This is a genomic window from Enterobacter cloacae complex sp. 2021EL-01169 (assembly GCF_020733125.1).
In the GTDB taxonomy this organism is placed as follows: domain Bacteria; phylum Pseudomonadota; class Gammaproteobacteria; order Enterobacterales; family Enterobacteriaceae; genus Enterobacter; species Enterobacter roggenkampii.
The window spans coordinates 153062-168209 of the sequence record NZ_JAJFTC010000009.1 but is presented as its reverse complement, the minus strand read 5'-3'; the positions used below and the strand labels follow the sequence as shown (position 1 = coordinate 168209).

The 15148-nt window shown below is 54.8% G+C and carries 19 protein-coding genes; 5 read left to right on the top strand and 14 right to left on the bottom strand.

Annotated elements, in window-relative coordinates; all coding sequences use genetic code 11:
* The 9 genes from LLF79_RS19795 to fkpA form a co-directional block, all read right to left on the bottom strand.
* A partial coding sequence (locus tag LLF79_RS19795) for a GTP-binding protein (protein WP_227647127.1) occupies positions 1–334 on the bottom strand: 334 nt, incomplete at its 3' end.
* 69 nt (positions 335–403) lie between these two features.
* Positions 404–2518 carry an elongation factor G gene (fusA, locus tag LLF79_RS19790; protein ID WP_021242224.1) on the bottom strand — a complete coding sequence of 705 codons (2115 nt, stop codon included), beginning with the start codon at positions 2516–2518 and terminating at the stop codon, positions 404–406.
* Positions 2519–2614: 96 nt separating this feature from the next.
* The gene (gene rpsG / locus LLF79_RS19785; protein WP_004106370.1) at positions 2615–3085 is read right to left on the bottom strand and encodes a 30S ribosomal protein S7; all 471 of its coding nucleotides are present in this window, start codon (positions 3083–3085) and stop codon (positions 2615–2617) included.
* Positions 3086–3181: 96 nt separating this feature from the next.
* Positions 3182–3556, bottom strand: coding sequence for a 30S ribosomal protein S12 (gene rpsL / locus LLF79_RS19780; RefSeq protein ID WP_000246815.1), 375 nt, complete (start codon positions 3554–3556; stop codon positions 3182–3184).
* A 124-nt stretch (positions 3557–3680) separates the two neighbouring features.
* The gene (gene tusB, locus LLF79_RS19775) at positions 3681–3968 is read right to left on the bottom strand and encodes a sulfurtransferase complex subunit TusB (RefSeq protein ID WP_008503005.1); all 288 of its coding nucleotides are present in this window, start codon (positions 3966–3968) and stop codon (positions 3681–3683) included.
* Between the two features lie 7 nt (positions 3969–3975).
* Positions 3976–4335 (bottom strand): sulfurtransferase complex subunit TusC, encoded by a 360-nt coding sequence (tusC, locus tag LLF79_RS19770; RefSeq protein ID WP_008503006.1) that lies wholly within the window; start codon positions 4333–4335, stop codon positions 3976–3978.
* The gene (gene tusD / locus LLF79_RS19765) at positions 4335–4721 is read right to left on the bottom strand and encodes a sulfurtransferase complex subunit TusD (protein WP_023294706.1); all 387 of its coding nucleotides are present in this window, start codon (positions 4719–4721) and stop codon (positions 4335–4337) included. Before tusD ends, tusC begins: the two co-directional genes overlap by 1 nt.
* Entirely contained in the window at positions 4721–5443 is a 723-nt protein-coding gene (locus LLF79_RS19760; RefSeq protein WP_227880240.1) for a transcriptional regulator, read from the bottom strand. Before LLF79_RS19760 ends, tusD begins: the two co-directional genes overlap by 1 nt.
* A 166-nt stretch (positions 5444–5609) precedes the next feature.
* On the bottom strand, positions 5610–6428 hold the full coding sequence (gene fkpA / locus LLF79_RS19755) for an FKBP-type peptidyl-prolyl cis-trans isomerase (protein WP_008503008.1): 819 nt from the start codon (positions 6426–6428) through the stop codon (positions 5610–5612).
* 238 nt (positions 6429–6666) lie between these two features.
* On the opposite strand from fkpA, the gene LLF79_RS19750 reads away from it, so the two are divergent.
* On the top strand, positions 6667–6885 hold the full coding sequence (locus LLF79_RS19750) for a protein SlyX (RefSeq protein ID WP_024907948.1): 219 nt from the start codon (positions 6667–6669) through the stop codon (positions 6883–6885).
* A 52-nt stretch (positions 6886–6937) separates the two neighbouring features.
* On the opposite strand, the gene slyD is transcribed toward LLF79_RS19750, so the two are convergent.
* The 4 genes from slyD to kefG form a co-directional block, all read right to left on the bottom strand.
* The gene (gene slyD / locus LLF79_RS19745; protein WP_008503010.1) at positions 6938–7528 is read right to left on the bottom strand and encodes a peptidylprolyl isomerase; all 591 of its coding nucleotides are present in this window, start codon (positions 7526–7528) and stop codon (positions 6938–6940) included.
* Between the two features lie 94 nt (positions 7529–7622).
* Positions 7623–7823, bottom strand: coding sequence for a YheV family putative zinc ribbon protein (locus LLF79_RS19740; protein ID WP_008503011.1), 201 nt, complete (start codon positions 7821–7823; stop codon positions 7623–7625).
* Positions 7824–7836: 13 nt separating this feature from the next.
* Complete coding sequence (kefB, locus tag LLF79_RS19735) at positions 7837–9642, bottom strand: glutathione-regulated potassium-efflux system protein KefB (protein WP_070531841.1); 1806 nt, start codon at positions 9640–9642, stop codon at positions 7837–7839.
* Positions 9642–10196, bottom strand: a complete 555-nt coding sequence (kefG, locus tag LLF79_RS19730) for a glutathione-regulated potassium-efflux system ancillary protein KefG (protein WP_021242220.1) — start codon at positions 10194–10196, stop codon at positions 9642–9644. Before kefG ends, kefB begins: the two co-directional genes overlap by 1 nt.
* A gap of 135 nt (positions 10197–10331) precedes the next feature.
* On the opposite strand from kefG, the gene LLF79_RS19725 reads away from it, so the two are divergent.
* From LLF79_RS19725 to LLF79_RS19710, 4 genes are all read left to right on the top strand, one after another.
* On the top strand, positions 10332–12236 hold the full coding sequence (locus tag LLF79_RS19725) for an ABC transporter ATP-binding protein (RefSeq protein WP_206804835.1): 1905 nt from the start codon (positions 10332–10334) through the stop codon (positions 12234–12236).
* 97 nt (positions 12237–12333) lie between these two features.
* On the top strand, positions 12334–13356 hold the full coding sequence (locus LLF79_RS19720) for a hydrolase (protein ID WP_023294713.1): 1023 nt from the start codon (positions 12334–12336) through the stop codon (positions 13354–13356).
* The gene (locus LLF79_RS19715; protein WP_008503016.1) at positions 13353–13571 is read left to right on the top strand and encodes a YheU family protein; all 219 of its coding nucleotides are present in this window, start codon (positions 13353–13355) and stop codon (positions 13569–13571) included. The genes LLF79_RS19720 and LLF79_RS19715 overlap by 4 nt, the downstream gene beginning before the upstream one ends.
* Positions 13572–13601: 30 nt before the next feature.
* A complete protein-coding gene (locus LLF79_RS19710; protein WP_008503017.1) occupies positions 13602–14471 on the top strand; it encodes a phosphoribulokinase in 870 nt (289 codons plus the stop codon).
* Between the two features lie 84 nt (positions 14472–14555).
* Here LLF79_RS19710 and LLF79_RS19705 read toward each other — a convergent pair whose 3' ends face one another.
* A complete protein-coding gene (locus LLF79_RS19705) occupies positions 14556–14960 on the bottom strand; it encodes an OsmC family protein (protein WP_008503018.1) in 405 nt (134 codons plus the stop codon).
* Between the last annotated feature and the right edge of the window lie 188 nt (positions 14961–15148).

The following is a 15148-nucleotide window of genomic DNA, read 5'->3' as shown; positions in this document are numbered from 1 at the left end:
GGCCGTCAGTCGCAGCAACAACCAGGATCGCGCCGTCCATCTGCGCAGCACCGGTGATCATGTTTTTAACATAGTCGGCGTGGCCTGGGCAGTCTACGTGTGCGTAGTGGCGAGTCGGGGTGTCGTATTCAACGTGGGAAGTGTTGATGGTGATACCACGAGCTTTTTCTTCTGGTGCGTTATCGATCTGGTCGAATGCACGAGCAGAACCACCGTAGGTTTTAGCCAGAACGGTAGTGATTGCAGCAGTCAGGGTAGTTTTACCATGGTCAACGTGGCCGATAGTACCAACGTTGACGTGCGGTTTTGTACGTTCAAATTTTTCTTTAGACACGGCTATATTCCTTACTATAGTGCTCTCCCCTCTGGAGAGAGCACGGGACTTAGGTTTTAATCCTGTGGATTACTTACCACGGGCTTCAATAACGGCCTGAGCAACGTTGTTAGGCGCATCATCATACTTCAGGAATTCCATGGTGTATGATGCACGACCTTTGGTCAGAGAACGCAGCTGAGTTGCATATCCGAACATTTCAGACAGCGGAACTTCAGCGTGGATCTTAACGCCAGTTACTTCGGATTCCTGACCACGCAGCATACCGCGACGACGGCTCAAGTCACCGATAACGTCACCGGTGTTCTCTTCAGGAGTTTCTACTTCAACCTTCATGATTGGCTCAAGCAGAACTGGTTTTGCTTTCTTAAAGCCTTCTTTAAAGGCAATAGACGCAGCCAGTTTAAACGCCAGTTCAGAGGAGTCAACGTCGTGGTAAGAACCGAAGTGCAGACGGATACCCATGTCAACAACCGGATAGCCAGCCAGAGGGCCCGCTTTCAGCTGTTCCTGGATGCCTTTATCAACGGCTGGGATGTATTCGCCAGGAATTACACCACCTTTGATGTCGTTGATGAACTCGTAACCTTTCGGGTTAGAGCCCGGCTCCAGTGGGTACATGTCGATCACAACGTGACCGTACTGACCGCGACCACCAGACTGCTTAGCGTGTTTACCTTCAATGTCGGTAACTTTCGCGCGAATCGCTTCGCGGTAAGCAACCTGAGGTTTACCCACGTTCGCTTCAACGTTGAATTCACGCTTCATACGGTCAACGATGATGTCAAGGTGCAGTTCACCCATACCAGCGATGATGGTCTGGTTAGATTCTTCATCAGTCCATACGCGGAATGATGGGTCTTCTTTCGCCAGACGGCCCAGAGCCAGACCCATTTTTTCCTGGTCAGCTTTGGTTTTTGGTTCAACTGCGATGGAGATTACCGGCTCTGGGAATTCCATACGCTCCAGAATGATTGGGTGATCCGGGTCACACAGGGTGTCACCAGTGGTCACGTCTTTCAGACCGATAGCTGCAGCGATGTCGCCCGCACGAACTTCTTTGATCTCTTCACGTTTGTTAGCGTGCATCTGTACGATACGGCCAAAACGCTCACGCGCCGCTTTCACGGAGTTCAGGATGGTGTCACCGGAGTTAACCACACCAGAGTAAACGCGGAAGAAGGTCAGGTTACCCACGAATGGGTCGGTAGCAATTTTGAACGCCAGTGCAGAGAATGGCTCTTCGTCGCTTGCGTGACGCTCAGCCGGGGTATCTTTACCGTCGTCCAGGATGCCGTTGATCGCAGGAACGTCAACCGGGGATGGCAGATAGTCAACTACCGCATCCAGCATCGCCTGAACACCTTTGTTCTTGAACGCAGAACCACAGGTTACCAGGATGATTTCGTTGTTCAGAACGCGCTGACGCAGAGCTTTTTTGATCTCTTCTTCAGTCAGTTCTTCACCACCCAGGTATTTCTCCATCAGCTCTTCAGAAGCTTCAGCAGCGGATTCGATCAGGTTCTGGTGCCATTCGTCAGCCAGGTCCTGCATTGCAGCTGGGATATCTTCGTATTCGAAGGTAACGCCCTGGTCTGCATCGTTCCAGTTGATGGCTTTCATTTTCACCAGGTCGATAACGCCGGTGAAGCCTTCTTCAGCACCAATTGCCAGCTGCAGCGGAACAGGGTTCGCGCCCAGACGGGTTTTGATCTGACCAACAACTTTCAGGAAGTTAGCACCCATACGGTCCATTTTGTTAACGAACGCGATGCGTGGAACTTTATATTTGTTCGCCTGACGCCATACGGTTTCAGACTGTGGCTGAACACCACCAACTGCGCAATAAACCATTACCGCGCCGTCAAGAACACGCATGGAACGTTCTACTTCGATGGTGAAGTCAACGTGCCCTGGGGTGTCGATGATGTTTACGCGATGCGGTTCGTACTGCTTAGCCATACCTGACCAGAATGCAGTAGTCGCTGCGGAGGTGATAGTGATACCACGCTCCTGCTCCTGTTCCATCCAGTCCATGGTGGCTGCGCCGTCATGAACTTCACCGATTTTGTGGTTTACACCGGTGTAGAACAGAATACGTTCGGTAGTAGTGGTTTTACCGGCGTCGATGTGCGCACTGATACCGATGTTACGGTAGCGTGCGATGGGTGTTGTACGAGCCATTTGATTCCTCGTTTATATCTTTAGGCGTTCAGTTAAGTTACCCAGAGCGGGCGGCTTCTCTGAAGCGCCCGCCTGGTGACTAAGACTCCGAAGGGATTACCAACGGTAGTGTGCGAACGCCTTGTTGGCTTCTGCCATACGGTGAACGTCTTCACGTTTCTTAACTGCAGTACCTTTGTTGTCTGCAGCATCAGAAAGTTCGTTCGCCAGACGCAGAGCCATGGATTTATCACCGCGTTTACGAGCAGCTTCAACGATCCAACGCATTGCCAGGGCATTACGACGAACCGGACGAACTTCAACTGGAACCTGATAAGTAGAACCACCAACGCGGCGGGACTTAACTTCTACAGTTGGGCGAACGTTGTCGAGAGCGACTTCGAAAGCTTCCAGTTCATTTTTACCAGAACGCTGAGCCAGGGTCTCCAGCGCGCTGTATACGATTGCTTCTGCAGTAGATTTTTTACCATCTACCATCAGGATATTTACAAATTTTGCCAGCAGTTCTGATCCGAATTTCGGATCTGGAAGAATTTTACGCTGACCAATGACGCGACGACGTGGCATGGGAATACTCCGTTGTTAATTCAGGATTGTCCAAAACTCAAAGAGTTTAGTATGACATTAAGATAAATCAGTTTGGCCTTACTTAACGGAGAACCATTAAGCCTTAGGACGCTTCACGCCGTACTTGGAGCGAGCCTGCTTACGGTCTTTAACACCTGAGCAGTCCAGCGCACCACGAACGGTGTGGTAACGAACACCCGGAAGGTCTTTAACACGACCGCCACGGATCAGGATCACGGAGTGCTCCTGCAGGTTGTGACCTTCACCACCGATGTAGGAAGTCACTTCGAAACCGTTAGTCAAACGCACACGGCATACTTTACGCAGTGCGGAGTTTGGTTTTTTAGGAGTGGTGGTATATACACGAGTACATACACCACGTTTCTGCGGGCAGGCTTCCAGCGCAGGCACGTTGCTTTTCGCAACTTTGCGTGCACGTGGTTTGCGTACCAGCTGGTTAACTGTTGCCATTAAATAGCTCCTGGTTTTAGCTTTTGCTTCGTAAACACGTAATAAAACGACCTCATACAATATGAGGACGCGAAATTTTAGGGCTACGTCGAAAAGGTGTCAAGAAATATACAGCGATCTCAAATCACCAGTTCATTTGACTGGCGTGCGTCACAGTAAGATTGACGAAATCAGTATAGCCAACCACGTCAATTTTGGCTGAAATTTGACCAGAAAGACCCCGCGCATCCAGATCGTCTTTCAGCGCAGAAACTGTTATGGGGGCATTCGTGAGCATTTCAACGAAGCGGCTGCCTTCAAGTGCGGCAAGCACGCCGTCCTGAATCAGCAGCAGGTCATCACCGTCGCGCAGCATACTCAGTAACGCGTCGATATCACATTGCCATGGTGAATGGCTCAGAGTATGGAGCATGGCAGCCTCAGAAAGTCAGAACGGTGTCGTAGTGGGAAAGGTGTTCGCGCAATGCCGCAGAAGAGACGACGGTCACATCCAGCACGAAAGGCGTCTTCTCATCCAAACCGCGAGCGGCCAGCGAGTCGGCGCAGACATAAAGGGTTTCAATGTCATACAGCGGCAGCACTTTAAACGTAGCGATGTAATCCCGCGCCAGAATGGCCTGTGGCTGCTGACCCGCCAGAAGCTGAAACACACCGTCCCCTAAAAAGAAGACGCCGATATCTTCGGTCAGCGCGGACGTCGCAAGTAACGCATCCAGCCCTTCGCGGCCAGAAGCGCTCCCGTGCGGCGCAGACGCAAAAACAAATGCCACGCGCTTCATCAGAATTGCACCACTCTGTCGCAGGTGAGCGCCGCCTGTGCCAGCGCGCCCAAACCGCTTAACGAAAAACCGGGCTGCAGGTTAGAACCCGACAAACCAAGACGGGCGGCTTCGGTTGCATCGGTCACGCCGCGGCGCAGTGCCGCCGCCACGCAGATGTGCAGTTCTACGCCCTGCTTTTCGTTTAATGCCTGCCAGCCGCGCACCACATCAAACTCATCGCTCGCCGGCGACGTAAACTGGTTCGCGTTATACACCCCTTCCCGATAGAAGAAGACGCTCGCCAGCTCATGTCCGGCTGCCAGCAGCGCATGCGCAAACTGCAGCGCGCTGCTGGCCTGCTGAGTCCCGTACGCCGGGCCTGTCACCATTAACGCAAAACGCATTACTTGTCTTGTCCCAGGAAATCACCGCTTTTGAACTGGCGAATATAGAGGTAGACCGTGTGCTTGGAGATGTTGAGACGATCGGCCACCTGGTTGATAGCGTCTTTAATATCAAAAATCCCTTTTTCATAGAGATTGAGCACGATCTGGCGATTCTTGGCGTTGTTCGAGACGCTGCGGTCGGCATTCACCTCTTCAATGGTGAACTCAAGCGTCTGCGTGACGAGATCTTCGACGGAAGAGGCAAAGTTAACAGAAGAGCCAACATCCGGCGTTTCTGGTGGAATAAAGGTGCTCATGATCTGCGAGAAAGGCACATCAAGGTTCATGTTGATGCACAGCAGCCCAATAACACGATGCTCGCGGTTTCGAATCGCGATGGTTTCTGATTTCATCAGCACGCCGCTTTTGGCGCGGGTGAAATAGCATTTGGAGACGCTGCTGTCCGCGCCGGTCATGTCATGCAACATACGCAATGCAAGGTCGGTAATTGGCGAGCCAATTTTACGGCCAGTATGCTCACCATTCGCAATGCGGATGGCGGAACACTTCAGATCTTGCAGGGAGTGCAATACGATTTCGCAGTGGGAGCCAATGAGCATCGCTAACCCGTCCACTACCGCTTCATAGGATTTCAGAATATCGAAGTCGGTCTGGTCAAAAGGACGTTGATCCAGCAAATCAAGTTCACTGGTTTCGTTGGTTAAAAGCGACCTGGACATGAAAAAAACACTCCTTTTCAGGAGCCTGTCGTTAGGTTTTCAGGGCAGGCTCATTATCTACACGGACAACTAAATTAATACAGCGTGCCTAACGCTTTCCAGTGTTAATTATATCTGCCCCACAATAAAAAACCGCCGCCTTAAAGGCGGCGGTTTTTTTTCAGCATTACTTCTTAGCAGCAGCGGCTTTATCGTCAGCCGGTGCGTCTGCCTTGGCATCCGCTTTCGGTGCCGGTTTGATGTCCAGCAGCTCTACGTCAAAGACCAGCGTAGAGTTGGCAGGGATCCCCGGAACGCCGGTTTTGCCATAGGCCAGATCCGGTGGGATGACCATCTTGATCTTGCCGCCTTTCTTGATGTTTTTCAGACCTTCAGTCCAGCCAGGGATCACACCATCCAGACGGAAGGAGAGCGGCTCACCACGGGTGTAAGAGTTATCGAACTCTTTACCGTCGATCAGCGTACCTTTGTAGTTCACGACAACCGTGTCGCTGTCTTTAGGTGCATCGCCGGTGCCTTCTTTCTCAACTTTGTATACCAGGCCAGTCGAAGAGGTTTTCACACCCTTCTCTTTAGCGAAGGCATCGCGGTAGGCTTTGCCTTTCGCTTCGTTGTCTTTAGCGTCCGCGTCCATCTTAGTCTGCGCGGCGCCCTTCACACGCGCTTCGAACGCCTGCAGAGTCTGTTCAATTTCCTGGTCAGACAGCTTGCTCTTATCGGCAAATGCGTCCTGAACGCCTGCGATCAGCTGAGCTTTATCCAGTTTGATGCCCAGTTTCTCTTGTTCTTTCAGAGAGTTTTCCATGTAACGACCCAGAGATGCGCCCAGTGCGTAGGCGGATTTCTGGTCGTCATTTTTGAACGCTGCTTTGCTGTCTGCAGTGGCAGCAGGCTTCGCAGCAGTATCAGCAGCGAATGACAGCGGCGCGTTCAGCGCAACAGCCATCGTCGTCGCCAGCAGCGTTACTTTAAACAGTGATTTCATCCATATCTCCAGGGCCTGGGGACTCTCACCCCAGCGTTAAACGTAAATGAGTGACGTACTATAAAACGTTGCAGAAGAAATCTACAGACAGACACGTCCAATTCTCGCCACTTTTCAGACTATTTTTGTTTAAATAAGTTTCTTGCCAGAGGGATGCGAACTGTACTTAAGGATAAACTCAGTTAAACTGCCCCGCCGCTGGGCCATTATGGCGAATCTGAAATAAACGAGGTGAATGATGAAGGATACAGCATTAGAAGCGAGAATGGCTGAGCTGGAAAGCCGCCTGGCTTTTCAGGACATCACCATCGAAGAGCTAAACCAGACCGTGACCGCACATGAACTCGAAATGGCGAAACTACGGGATCATATGCGCCTGCTGACGGAAAAGCTGAAGGCTACGCAGCCGTCGAACATCGCCTCTCAGTCAGAAGAGACGCCACCGCCTCATTATTGAGGCGTAAAAAAAAGCGGGATAATCCCGCTTTTTTATTTTCCGCATGACGGAATTAGTGGCAGCCGCAGCCGCCGTTACCGCAACCACCTTTACCGTGGCCGTGGTCATGACCATGGTCGTGGCCGTGACCACCGCAGCAGCCGTCGTGGCCGTGATCGTGGTCATGGTCGTGACCGTGCGCACCGTGAACGTGGCCATGAGCCAGCTCTTCTTCGGTCGCTTCGCGGATCGCAACAACTTCTACGTTGAACTTCAGGTTCTGGCCAGCCAGCATGTGGTTGCCGTCAACCACGACGTGGTCATCTTCCACTTCGGTGATTTCAACTGGAACCGGGCCCTGGTCGGTTTCCGCCAGGAAGCGCATGCCAACCTGCAGTTCGTCAACGCCCATGAATACGTCTTTAGGAACGCGCTGAACCAGGTTGTCGTCATACTGACCGTAAGCGTCGTTCGCGCCTACAGCAACGTCAAATTTGTCGCCAACTTCATGACCTTCCAGCGCGTTTTCCAGGCCGGAAATCAGGGAACCGTGACCATGCAGGTAGTCAAGCGGCGCACTCACCGGAGACTCATCAACCAACACACCGTCTTCTGTACGTACCTGATAGGCCAGGCTGACCACCAGGTCTTTTGCTACTTTCATGATATCTCCTGAGCGTGGGAAAATTGCTGGCGCAGATTGTAGCGGAAATCTGCACCTGTGTACCCTTTAGCTTAAAAAAACTCAGGGCATATCGCTAGTCCGGATGAAAAATCCCGATAACTTGCTCTTCTTTGCGAACGTGCTCGCGCGCCTCTTTGTCGGCCTCACGCATCTGGTGACCGCACTTAACACACTCAACAACATCAATATTATTTTCCCGCCACATCGCCAGGGTATCTTGCGCCTGGCAGGTCGGGCATTTTGCACCCGCGATAAAGCGTTTACGTACAGCCATCTTTCGTTACCCTTTATTCAAATTCATCCCAGCCATCGAGCTGGCGTCGTTCCTGCTGCATCTCGCGCTGGAAGATCTCCTCCAGCTCGCGACGGGCTTCCCGCACGCGGGAGATCTGCGCCGTATCGGTATGTACCGGCATCAGCTCGCGCAGCATCCGCATATCCAGCCGGCGGAAGTGCATCTGGGCGCGCTGCGCCTGATGCGGATGCATGCCAAGCGAGATCAGCGCCTTGCGCCCCAGCTCCAGCGCGCTGGAGAACGTCTCACGGGAGAAGTGTTTCACACCCGCCTGCAATAATTCGTGAGCTTCAACACGTCCCCGCGCACGCGCCAGAATATGCAGATGCGGGAAATGCTGCTGGCAGAGATCCACCAGCTTCATCGTGTCTTCCGGGTCGTTACAGGTAATGACGATGGACTCTGCCGCCTCTGCCCCCGCCGAGCGCAGTAGCTCAAGCTGGGTCGCGTCGCCGTAGTAAACCTTGTAGCCATATTTGCGCATCAGGTTGACCGCGCTGATATCCCGCTCCAGCACCGTAATGCGCATTTTGTTCGCCATCAGCAAACGGCCGATTACCTGTCCAAAACGGCCAAAGCCCACCACGATCACCTGGGGCTTATCGTCTTCCACCCACGGCGCTTCGTCTTCGTCGTCTGCCGGGTTCAGGCGGCGCGACAGCAGTCTATCCACCAGCTTCATCAGCAGCGGCGTGGTCATCATGGACAGCGTGACCGTTACCAGCAAAAGCGCCATCTGATCGTCTTTAAACAGCTTCTGGGACGAGGCGGTAGAGAACAGCACAAACGCGAACTCGCCTCCCTGGCTCAACACGCTCGCAAACTGCATGCGCTCCGAGCTGCGCAGGCCGTAAATGCGCGCCATAACGTACAGCACCAGCGTTTTCACCGCCACCAGGATGGCCACGCTCACCACAACCCACAGGAGATGGGTATAAAGCACGCCAAGGTTGAGCGCCATCCCCACCGAAATAAAGAACAGCCCCAACAGCAATCCTTTGAAGGGATCGATGGCAATTTCCAGCTCGTGGCGGTATTCACTTTCCGCCAGCAGCACCCCGGCAATAAAGGTCCCGAGCGCCATCGACAGCCCCAGCGCGTCCATAAACAATGCCGACCCCAGCACCAGCAGCAGCGTCGCGGCGGTAAACACCTCGCGCACGCCGGACGCGGCAATAAAGCGGAATACGGGACGTAACAGGAAACGTCCGCCAATGAGCATGCCCGCGAAGGCCAGCACCTTCATGGCGATTTTAGCCCAGTCGAAATGATCGTCCCCGGAGCCCGCCAGCAGCGGCACCAGCGCCAGCGCCGGGATGACCGCCAAATCCTGGAACAGCAGCACCGAAAAACCCAGCTGACCGGCTTCGTTACGGTTCATCCCCTTGTCGCGCATCAGCTGCAGGGCCATCGCCGTCGACGACATCGCAAGGCCTATCCCGCCGATCACCGCCGCCTGCCAGGAGAAATTCGTCAGCATTAACAGGCCACCCAGAATCGCGGCGCTGAGCAACACCTGAGCGGCACCTACGCCAAAGATGGAGCGTCGGAGCTGCCACAATTTAGAAGGGTTGAGCTCAAGGCCAATGATGAACATCAGGAACACCACGCCCAGCTCGGAGAAATGGAGAATTTCATCCACATCGCTGATGAATCCCAGTCCCCAGGGGCCAATCGCGATCCCCGCCAGCAGATACCCCAGCACCGCCCCGATGCCGATACGGGCGGCAAGCGGCACCGCGACGACGGCCGCAAATAAAAACAGCACCCCGGCGAGGAGCAAATTCGATCCTTCCATTAACGCCCTCCTGCCGGAATCGGTGACGCCAGCCATTCGCCGTAGGCTCTGGCGTGGCTGGCCAACTCTTTCGGATCCTGACGACGGGCCCAGTAGACAATAATCGGGCTCATCCAGTGCATACGGCACATGGCCGCCGTCAGCTCAAAAGGCCGCAGAATGTCGCTCATCGGATAGCGGTTCAGCCCGTCGTGGCGGTAGGCGCTTTCGGGTTCACCGGTCGTAATCACACTACGCCAGTACTTTCCCGCCAGCTGGTTGCCCCCCACCCCGCTGGAGAAGCCCCGACTCAGCACGCGGTCCAGCCACTCTTTGAGCAGCGCCGGACAGCTGTAGGTATAAAGCGGATGCTGGAACACAATCACGTCATGCTGACGCAGCAGTTCCTGCTCATAAGGAATATCAATAAAGAAATCAGGATAGTGCGCGTAGAGATCGTGCACCGTCACGTTGCTGAGCTGAGTAGCCGGCTTAAGCAGCACCCGGTTTGCCACCGAGTCCTGAGATTCCGGATGGGCATACAGCAGCAGCACTTTTGCTGTCTGAGACATCATTCCCCTCCCGGTCTTGTTTCTGTTTTTGTGTATCGTCGCTGTTTTGGGCTACCATGGCGGCCCGGTGCGGAAAACGGCCCACACCTTACATTATCATAATGACAAATTAACATAGTCGGAACATACGGCGCTTCTATGATTGTTTTCTCCTCGTTACAAATTCGTCGCGGCGTGCGCGTCCTGCTGGATAACGCCACTGCTACCATCAACCCAGGCCAAAAAGTGGGTCTGGTCGGCAAAAACGGCTGTGGTAAATCCACGCTGCTGGCGTTGCTGAAAAACGAGATTAGCGCGGATGGCGGTAACTTCACCTTCCCGGGGAACTGGCAGCTCGCCTGGGTGAACCAGGAGACGCCAGCCCTGAGCGAACCGGCACTCGACTATGTTATCGACGGCGACCGGGAATACCGCAAGCTCGAGGCGGAACTTAACGCCGCTAACGAGCGCAACGACGGCCACGCCATCGCCACCGTTCACGGCAAGCTGGACGCCATTGACGCGTGGACCATTCGCTCCCGCGCCTCCAGCCTGCTTCACGGCCTGGGCTTCAGCAATGAACAGCTGGAACGCCCGGTCAGCGACTTCTCGGGCGGCTGGCGCATGCGCCTCAACCTGGCGCAGGCGCTGATCTGCCGCTCTGACCTGCTGCTGCTCGATGAACCGACTAACCACCTCGATCTCGATGCGGTTATTTGGCTGGAGAAGTGGCTCAAGAGCTATCAGGGCACTCTGATTCTGATCTCCCACGACCGAGACTTCCTCGACCCGGTGGTGGATAAAATCATTCATATCGAACAGCAAACGATGTTCGAGTACACCGGCAACTACAGCTCCTTCGAGCGCCAGCGCGCGACGCGTCTTGCCCAGCAGCAGTCAATGTACGAAAGCCAGCAGCAGCGCGTGGCGCACCTGCAGAGCTTTGTTGATCGCTTCAAGGCCAAAGCGTCAAAAGCAAAGCAGGCCCAGAGCCGCATCAAGATGCTGGAGCGCATGGAGATGATCGCCCCGGCGCACGTCGACAACCCGTTCCACTTCAGCTTCCGGGCCCCGGAAAGCCTGCCAAATCCCCTGCTGAAAATGGAAAAGGTCAGCGCGGGTTATGCCGACCGCATTATTCTCGACTCCATCAAGCTCAACCTGGTGCCGGGTTCACGTATTGGTCTGCTCGGACGCAACGGTGCCGGTAAATCCACGCTGATCAAACTGCTGGCGGGCGAGCTTAATCCGGTCAAGGGTGAAATCGGCCTGGCGAAGGGCATCAAGCTGGGTTACTTCGCCCAGCATCAGCTGGAATTTTTACGCGCGGATGAATCCCCGATTCAGCACCTCGCGCGTCTGGCGCCGCAGGAGATGGAGCAGAAGCTGCGCGACTACCTCGGCGGCTTCGGCTTCCAGGGCGATAAGGTCACCGAAAACACCGAGCGCTTCTCCGGCGGCGAAAAGGCCCGTCTGGTGCTGGCGCTGATCGTCTGGCAGCGCCCGAACCTGCTGCTGCTCGATGAACCGACCAACCACCTGGATCTCGACATGCGTCAGGCGCTGACCGAAGCGCTGATTGAATTCGAAGGGGCGCTGGTTGTCGTTTCGCACGATCGTCACCTGATCCGCTCCACCACGGACGAGCTCTACTTAGTGCACGACGGCAAAGTCGAACCGTTCGACGGCGATCTGGAAGACTACCAGCAGTGGCTGACGGACGTGCAGAAGCAGGAAAACCAGCCGGAAGAGTCGGCGAAAGACAACGCCAACAGCGCGCAGGCACGTAAAGACCAGAAGCGCCGTGAAGCGGAGCTGCGCACCCAGACGCAGCCGCTGCGTAAAGAGATTGCCCGTCTCGAAAAAGAGATGGAAAAGCTCAACGCCACGCTTGCTACCGTTGAAGAGAAGCTGGGCGACAGCGGTCTGTATGACCAGAGCCGTAAAGCGGAACTGACGGACTGCCTGCAAACGCAGGCGAAGACCAAATCCAGCCTTGAAGAGTGTGAGATGGCGTGGCTGGACGCGCAGGAACAGCTGGAAACAATGCTGCAGGCTGACTGAATTCATTGCTCCGTTTAGCCTGGTTCGGAAAACCAGGCTAAACGGGGTACAATTCGGAAAGTATCGTTAATTTCCGACAAGAATCAGCATCGCGCTTATGACCCAAATCATTCCATCAGGCTTCGAGATTGCAGCCGAAGACAGCACTGAGTTCGTGCCTATGCGCGGCGTCGCCAATCGCCATTTGCAGACCATGCTGCCGCGACTGATCCGCCGCAAGGTACAGTTCACCCCTCACTGGCAGCGGCTAGATCTGCCAGACGGTGACTTTCTGGATCTCGCCTGGAGCGAAGCGCCGGATCAGGCTCGACATAAGCCGCGGCTGGTGGTTTTTCACGGTCTGGAAGGCAGCCTGCACAGCCCGTATGCACACGGGCTCATTGAGGCGGCCAAAGCGCGCGGCTGGCTCGGCGTGGTGATGCATTTTCGCGGCTGCAGCGGCGAGCCGAACCGGCAGAAGCGTATCTATCACTCGGGTGAAACAGAAGACGGCACGTGGTTTTTACACTGGCTGCGGGACAACTTTGGCACCGTGCCCACCGCGGCCGTAGGCTACTCGTTGGGCGGCAATATGCTGGCCTGCCTGTTAGCTAAAGAAGGGGAAAGCGTCCCGCTGGATGCCGCCGTCATCGTCTCCGCCCCGTTCATGCTGGAGCAGTGCAGCTACCACATGGACAAAGGCTTTTCCCGCGTCTATCAGCGCTACCTGCTCAACCTGCTGAAGGCCAATGCCGCGCGTAAACTGAAAGCCTACCCGGATACTCTCCCGGTCAGCCTGCGCCAGCTGAAAAAAGTGCGCCGCATTCGCGAATTCGACGACCTGATCACCGCGAAAATCCACGGCTTCGCCGATGCGATTGACTATTATCGTCAGTGCAGCGCCATGCCGCTGCTCAGCAAGATCACGCAGCCAACGCTGATCATTCACGCCAAAGATGACCCTTTTATGGATCATCACTCGATTCCCGCTCAGGAATTCCTGCCCGACAATGTTCACTATCAGTTGACCGAGCACGGCGGCCACGTCGGGTTTATCGGCGGCACGCTGCGCCGCCCGAAAATGTGGCTTGAGGCGCGTATTCCTGACTGGCTAACCCCTTATCTGGACGGTGCAACATGATTATTCCCTGGCAGGATCTGGCTCCCGAAACGCTCGATAATCTGATTGAAAGCTTTGTATTACGCGAAGGCACCGATTATGGTGAACAGGAACGCTCGCTTGAGCAAAAGGTCAACGATGTAAAGCGCCAGCTGAAAAGCGGCGACGTGGTGCTGGTGTGGTCAGAACTGCATGAGACGGTCAATATCATGCCCCGCAACGCGTTTCACGGCTGATCTTCCACCCTTTTCAGTCAGGGAGTTGCTATGTCTGCCAGACATCCGGTTATTGCCGTTACGGGGTCAAGTGGTGCGGGAACCACCACCACCAGCCTCGCATTTCGCAAGATTTTCGCCCAGCTGAATCTCCGTGCGGCGGAGGTCGAAGGCGACAGCTTTCACCGCTACACGCGCCCGGAGATGGACATGGCCATCCGTAAGGCGCGCGATCTGGGTAAACACATCAGCTACTTCGGTCCGGAAGCCAATGACTTCGGCCTGCTGGAACAAACCTTTATTGAGTACGGCCAGAGCGGTAAAGGGCAGTCCCGCAAGTATCTGCATACCTATGATGAAGCCGTTCCCTGGAATCAGGTGCCTGGCACCTTTACCCCCTGGCAGCCCCTGCCGGAACCTACCGACGTGCTGTTCTACGAAGGATTACACGGCGGCGTGGTCACGCCGCAGCACGACGTGGCGCGCCACGTGGATCTGCTGGTTGGCGTGGTGCCTATCGTTAACCTGGAGTGGATCCAGAAGCTGACGCGTGACATGAGCGAGCGCGGCCACTCGCGCGAAGCAGTGATGGATTCGGTGGTGCGCTCCATGGAAGACTACATCAACTTCCTGACGCCGCAGTTTTCCCGCACCCATATCAACTTCCAGCGCGTGCCGACGGTGGACACCTCCAACCCGTTCGCGGCCAAAAGTATCCCATCCCTGGATGAGAGCTTTGTGGTGATCCATTTCCGCAATCTCGAAGGCATTGACTACCCCTGGCTGCTGGCGATGCTGCAGGGCTCGTTTATTTCTCACATGAATACATTAGTCGTACCGGGCGGAAAAATGGGGCTGGCGATGGAGCTCATCATGACGCCGCTGGTGGAGCGACTGATGGAAGGGAAACAGATCGCGTGAGTTTTTTGCCCGGGGCGCTGCGCTTACCGGGCCTATGGTCGTGCTTTTGTAGGGCGGGTCAGCGAAGCGCCACCCGCCAAAACATTAAGCCTCGATCACTTCATACGAATGGGTGATTTTTACCGCTTTCTCCAGCATTAACGCCACAGAGCAGTACTTCTCCGCAGACAGGTCCACCGCACGTGAAACCGCCGCGTCTTTCAGTTCTTTACCGGTGACTACAAAGTGCAGATTGATGTGGGTGAACAGGCGTGGCGCCTCTTCGCGGCGTTCTGACGTGAGTTTGACCTCACAATCCGTCACGTCATGACGGCCTTTTTGCAGAATCGACACCACGTCAATGGCACTGCATCCCCCTGCCGCCATCAGCACCATTTCCATTGGGCTGGGCGCTTTATCGCCGGAGTTACCATCCATCAAAATCTGATGTCCTGACGCGGACTCGCCCAGGAACGTTAAACCTTCAACCCACTTCACGCGCGCTTGCATATTCTTAAACTCCAACGTTGCATTTTTGGTGACAGATTACGCGTGCGTTACATTTCTCGCAATGGAAGGCGACCTGCATCATGCTGAAGCGAGACACCAGGAGACACGCGGCGAAAGCTATGCTAAAACACTCAGGATGCTACAGTAATACATTGACGTTACACATGTATGCAGAGGACATCAAACTT

Coding starts and splice junctions, on each gene's coding strand:
- fusA (WP_021242224.1), bottom strand. CDS start 2,518: ATGGCTCGTACAACACCCATCGCACGCTACCGTAACATCGGTATCAGT.
- rpsG (WP_004106370.1), bottom strand. CDS start 3,085: ATGCCACGTCGTCGCGTCATTGGTCAGCGTAAAATTCTTCCAGATCCG.
- rpsL (WP_000246815.1), bottom strand. CDS start 3,556: ATGGCAACAGTTAACCAGCTGGTACGCAAACCACGTGCACGCAAAGTT.
- tusB (WP_008503005.1), bottom strand. CDS start 3,968: ATGCTCCATACTCTGAGCCATTCACCATGGCAATGTGATATCGACGCG.
- tusC (WP_008503006.1), bottom strand. CDS start 4,335: ATGAAGCGCGTGGCATTTGTTTTTGCGTCTGCGCCGCACGGGAGCGCT.
- tusD (WP_023294706.1), bottom strand. CDS start 4,721: ATGCGTTTTGCGTTAATGGTGACAGGCCCGGCGTACGGGACTCAGCAG.
- LLF79_RS19760 (WP_227880240.1), bottom strand. CDS start 5,443: ATGTCCAGGTCGCTTTTAACCAACGAAACCAGTGAACTTGATTTGCTG.
- fkpA (WP_008503008.1), bottom strand. CDS start 6,428: ATGAAATCACTGTTTAAAGTAACGCTGCTGGCGACGACGATGGCTGTT.
- LLF79_RS19750 (WP_024907948.1), top strand. CDS start 6,667: ATGAAGGATACAGCATTAGAAGCGAGAATGGCTGAGCTGGAAAGCCGC.
- slyD (WP_008503010.1), bottom strand. CDS start 7,528: ATGAAAGTAGCAAAAGACCTGGTGGTCAGCCTGGCCTATCAGGTACGT.
- LLF79_RS19740 (WP_008503011.1), bottom strand. CDS start 7,823: ATGGCTGTACGTAAACGCTTTATCGCGGGTGCAAAATGCCCGACCTGC.
- kefB (WP_070531841.1), bottom strand. CDS start 9,642: ATGGAAGGATCGAATTTGCTCCTCGCCGGGGTGCTGTTTTTATTTGCG.
- kefG (WP_021242220.1), bottom strand. CDS start 10,196: ATGATGTCTCAGACAGCAAAAGTGCTGCTGCTGTATGCCCATCCGGAA.
- LLF79_RS19725 (WP_206804835.1), top strand. CDS start 10,332: ATGATTGTTTTCTCCTCGTTACAAATTCGTCGCGGCGTGCGCGTCCTG.
- LLF79_RS19720 (WP_023294713.1), top strand. CDS start 12,334: ATGACCCAAATCATTCCATCAGGCTTCGAGATTGCAGCCGAAGACAGC.
- LLF79_RS19715 (WP_008503016.1), top strand. CDS start 13,353: ATGATTATTCCCTGGCAGGATCTGGCTCCCGAAACGCTCGATAATCTG.
- LLF79_RS19710 (WP_008503017.1), top strand. CDS start 13,602: ATGTCTGCCAGACATCCGGTTATTGCCGTTACGGGGTCAAGTGGTGCG.
- LLF79_RS19705 (WP_008503018.1), bottom strand. CDS start 14,960: ATGCAAGCGCGCGTGAAGTGGGTTGAAGGTTTAACGTTCCTGGGCGAG.